5 protein-coding genes are annotated in these 4,105 nt (G+C 46.8%); 3 read left to right on the forward strand and 2 right to left on the reverse strand.

What is annotated here, in order from left to right:
• Together ACNA7P_RS10950 and ACNA7P_RS10955 are read right to left on the reverse strand one after the other, a co-directional pair.
• Nucleotides 1-1,897 (reverse strand): prolyl oligopeptidase family serine peptidase (locus tag ACNA7P_RS10950; protein ID WP_416258662.1); only part of this gene is annotated, 1,897 nt, incomplete at its 3' end.
• Nucleotides 1,898-2,062: 165 nt separating this feature from the next.
• Nucleotides 2,063-2,893, reverse strand: a complete 831-nt coding sequence (locus tag ACNA7P_RS10955; RefSeq protein WP_416258663.1) for a hypothetical protein — start codon at nt 2,891-2,893, stop codon at nt 2,063-2,065.
• A gap of 349 nt (nt 2,894-3,242) precedes the next feature.
• Between ACNA7P_RS10955 and ACNA7P_RS10960 the strand changes: the two genes are divergently transcribed.
• From ACNA7P_RS10960 to tnpB, 3 genes are read left to right on the forward strand one after another with little or no spacing between them, the layout of a single operon-like run.
• Nucleotides 3,243-3,386, forward strand: coding sequence for a hypothetical protein (locus ACNA7P_RS10960; protein WP_416258664.1), 144 nt, complete (start codon nt 3,243-3,245; stop codon nt 3,384-3,386).
• A 49-nt stretch (nt 3,387-3,435) separates the two neighbouring features.
• Nucleotides 3,436-3,738, forward strand: coding sequence for an IS66 family insertion sequence element accessory protein TnpA (gene tnpA, locus ACNA7P_RS10965; RefSeq protein WP_416258665.1), 303 nt, complete (start codon nt 3,436-3,438; stop codon nt 3,736-3,738).
• Nucleotides 3,735-4,037 (forward strand): IS66 family insertion sequence element accessory protein TnpB, encoded by a 303-nt coding sequence (gene tnpB / locus ACNA7P_RS10970; protein ID WP_416258666.1) that lies wholly within the window; start codon nt 3,735-3,737, stop codon nt 4,035-4,037. The genes tnpA and tnpB overlap by 4 nt, the downstream gene beginning before the upstream one ends.
• Nucleotides 4,038-4,105: the final 68 nt, after the last annotated feature.

Here is a 4,105-nt window from a genome sequence, read left to right on the forward strand (position 1 = left end):
CACGCACATTATGCACCGGCGAATAACCCAGCAAATAACTAAACATCTCTTCACTTTGTTCCGCAGTGCCGTAATCATGCGCCCAGCCAGCGCCAGCCGTAAAGGTGTGGTAACGCAGCATATCAAGTACACCTACCGCTGGAATCGCTACTTGGAATAATTCTGGGCGCTGGGTAGATACCGCCGCCACCAGCAAGCCACCGTTAGAACCACCACGAATCGCCAGCTTATTGCTGCTAGTGTAGTTTTGCGCAATAAGGTATTCACCCGCAGCAATAAAATCATCAAACACGTTTTGGCGATTTAACTGGCGGCCCGCATCATGCCAAGCTCTGCCGTATTCACCGCCACCACGAATGTTGGCTACTGCATAAATGCCGCCCATATCCATCCATGCCGCATTCGCCACACTAAATGAAGGCGTTAAGCTAATATTGAAGCCACCATAACCGTAAAGAATGGTTGGGTTGCTACCATCCCGCTGAACATCATTGCGATAGCTAATGATCATCGGAATGCGCGTGCCGTCTTTCGAGGTATAAAACACCTGCTCCGAAGTGTAGTTCGCTGGATCAAAGTTCGTTTCTGGGCGGTTATACAGCTCACTTGCACCGCTTTCTGGATCAAACTTATAGATGCTGCCCGGGGTAATGTAATTGGCAAAGCTAAAGTACAGCTCTTCCGCATCTCGCTTGCCACCAAAACCGCCCGCGCTGCCAACACCTGGCAACTCAATTTCGCGAACTAATTCACCAGAAAAATCGTATTGCTGCACTTTGGCAACTGCATCCACAATGTAGTTTGCGAATACGAAGCCTGCACCGGTGCTGGCGCGCAGTACATGCTCAGTTTCTGGAATAATTTCCTGCCAATGCTCTGGCTGCGGGTTCGCCGCATTTGCCATCACTACCCGGCGATTTGGTGCATCCATATTCGTAAGGAAGAACAACTTATCGCCATCCGAAGTAAGGAAATTCACATCGTTTTCAGGTGTATCTACAATCGCCGAGAAGCCCGCTTCTGGGTTCTGCAAATCTTTAATAAACAGCTTGTTACCTGAAGTTGATACCGAAGCCGATACCAACAAATAACGATCATCACGGGTTACGCTTGCGCCCACATAGCGATGTTCTTCGCCCGGCGCCGCCCCGAACACCACTTCGTCTTGTGATTGCGGGGTATTTAGCTGGTGATAATACAGCTTGTGTTGCTCGGTCATGGCCGAAAGCTGGCTACCATCTGGCTTATCATAGCTAGAGTAATAGAAACCCTCGTTACCTACCCAGTTAATGCCACTGAATTTAATATCTTCGAGCACATCACCAATTTGCTCGCCGGTTTCAGCATCAATCACAATAATTTTGCGCCAATCACTACCACCTTCGGAAATAGCGTACGCTGCTAAACTACCATCGCGCGAAAAACTCAACGTAGCCAAAGATGTAGTGCCATCATCGCTAAAGGTGTTCGGATCTAAAAATACCTCTGGCTCGCCATCATCTTTTTGGCGATACAATACAAACTGGTTTTGCAAACCATCGTTGCGGTAAAAATAGGTGTAATCGCCTTCTTTAAAGGGCGCACCCAAGCGCTCAAAGTTCCAAGAAGCTTCTAACCGCTCACGAATAGCTGCCCGATAGGGAATTTGCTCTAAATATGAGAACGTAAGCTCATTCTGCGCTTGCACCCAAGCACCCGTTTCTTCACTTCGATCATCTTCCAACCAACGATACGGATCGGGAATTTGCTGACCAAAATAGGTATCCACCACTTCGCCCATGCGGGTTTCAGGGTAGGTTAAGTTGTGGCCGGAACTTGCAGAAGTATCGGCCGGGGCAGGGGCATCGCTGCAAGCAGTAAGCAGCGCAGCCGTAAGTAACGGAATCGCGTATTTCATGAGTGGTGGCTCTCCAAGTGTTGTTATTATGTTGCAATAAGATAACAAACTACGTTCACAAAGCCTATGCCGTTGAATGCGCTAAACGCTCACACAATTGCCGAGTTTCGGTCTGGCTGCAAATAGATCCGGTAGAGAAATCATACACCGGAAAGTGGCGGAGTGTTAATCATCCGGGGTATCGCTTTCCTCACAAGTAATTGAGCCGTCAGGATGTTGCATACAATCCCTAATTCTAACAACGCCATCTTGAGCAACTACTTGTGACCAAGTTAAATTAATCATTATTCCAAATCCAGCTAAACGCCCAACGAAACTATCATAAGCGTCTTCAGTAACAAAACGGAAAGTTCCAGTTTCATATTCCTCAGCTGAAGTGAATATTTTATTTCCATCTGCGTCTCTAGCGGTATCAATAAGCACATAAATATCGAAGAGTTGCTCTTTGTTATCTAGACTCGCGAATCTAATGGATACTTTTGACCCATCCGGAAACTCGAGTCGGCGGACGATACCTCTGGCTGCAGGTATAACAAGTCCAAGTAGCCGACTATCAATGTTGGCCAACCACAGCTGAATAGGAGCTTGGCTTTTTACCCAACTATCCACAAAGTCGTCATTTGCTTCATCAATTAAATCTGCCGCAGAATTAATCCCATCACTTGGGACTACTATAATTGCCTCTCTGGTCTCTGTGCTTATGTCAGACGCCGCTTGAGAAATATGGCTAGGTGTATCTGTTCGAAAAACCCTCCAGCCGTCAGGTTGACGAGGATCATCCTCTACCCACATTTTCATGTAAGTTTTAGCCGTTCCGTCATGTAAATCGATCACTGTAATTTCTTCAAGATTTCCCTCATAAAGGAGCCGGACACTCGCATCATTAACAATTTCTATTGAAGTGCAATTAAAGCAGCTGCGTAATTCTTTTGTAGTGTCGGCAAACGCAGAAAATGAGAAAAGTAAGGCCAACATTGTCAAATTTAAGGTAATCATTTTTTAATATATACATCCCTATATTTCGTGTTGTATAAACCACAGAATTAATCTTCGTGTGTATGATCACACTAACAACTCACGAACCTATGTCAACCTTCTGGCTATAATGCCATTACCCAAACCTTCGTCGCACCTAACTCAATACCTTGTTGGCTTTGACGTCACCCCCCATTTGGTTGCCTAAGTAAATATAATCGGTTATCGCACCATTGTGAATCGTGCTGATTAATCGGCCTTGCTGGCTATACAAACGTAAGCAATGGGATGGACTCCTCCTCACCCTACCGGCATCAATGTGCCAAAATGGTGAGTGGGTCAAACATCACTGAGATGAGGAGAAGCCCAGATGAATATTATCCGCGTTGGAGTCGATATTGCCAAGTCAGTTTTTCACGTCCACGGTGTAGATCGCCATGGTAAAACCGTATGGCAGGCCAAATATGCTCGCGCAAAAATACACGTCACTGAAACCACACCTATTCAGCCATAGTTTAAATCCATAAGCTACCACCAGGTTTAATTTAAAAGGTGGTAGCACGATGAGTCGATTACATCGCACGCGCGAGCAATGGCGAGTGCTGATAGCTGAATTTGAACAAAGCAATCTCAGCCAGAAAGATTTCTGCGAGCCGCGAGGCATTAATCCTGCGTATTTTAGTCAGCGGCGTTCAGAGCTGCAACGCGAAGCTGAAGATAACGACACGGGTTTTGCCTTGGCGGTGCCGCAGTCGGTAACTTCGCAACAGACGCTGCAACTTCGTATTGGCCAAACCGAGTTGGTATTGCCGTTGTCGGTTTCACCGCGCTGGGTCGTGCAACTGGTCAAAGAGCTCAGCGCATGAAAATGTTCGTTGAGCCGCCGGCTATCTATTTACACAAAGCGCCGGTTGATTTTCGTAAAAGTATCAATGGTCTCAGTGCCATAGTGGAGAGCGAGATGGCGCTCTCACCTTTCAGTGGCGCACTGTTTATCTTTTGCAATCGCCAGCGCGATAAACTGAAAGTGTTGTACTGGGACAAAACCGGTTTTTGCCTGTGGTACAAGCGCCTTGAGAAAGCCAAATTCAAATGGCCGCGCAAGATGCCAGGCAGCACCATCACACTGACTGAGCAGCAGTGGGCATGGCGTGAGCGTCACTGAAACCACACCTATTCAGCCATAGTTTAAATCCATAAGCTACCACCAGGTTTAATTTAAAAGGTGGTAGC

Origin of the sequence: Aliidiomarina sp., from assembly GCF_047920995.1 — a bacterium.
In the GTDB taxonomy this organism is placed as follows: Bacteria; Pseudomonadota; Gammaproteobacteria; order Enterobacterales; family Alteromonadaceae; genus Aliidiomarina.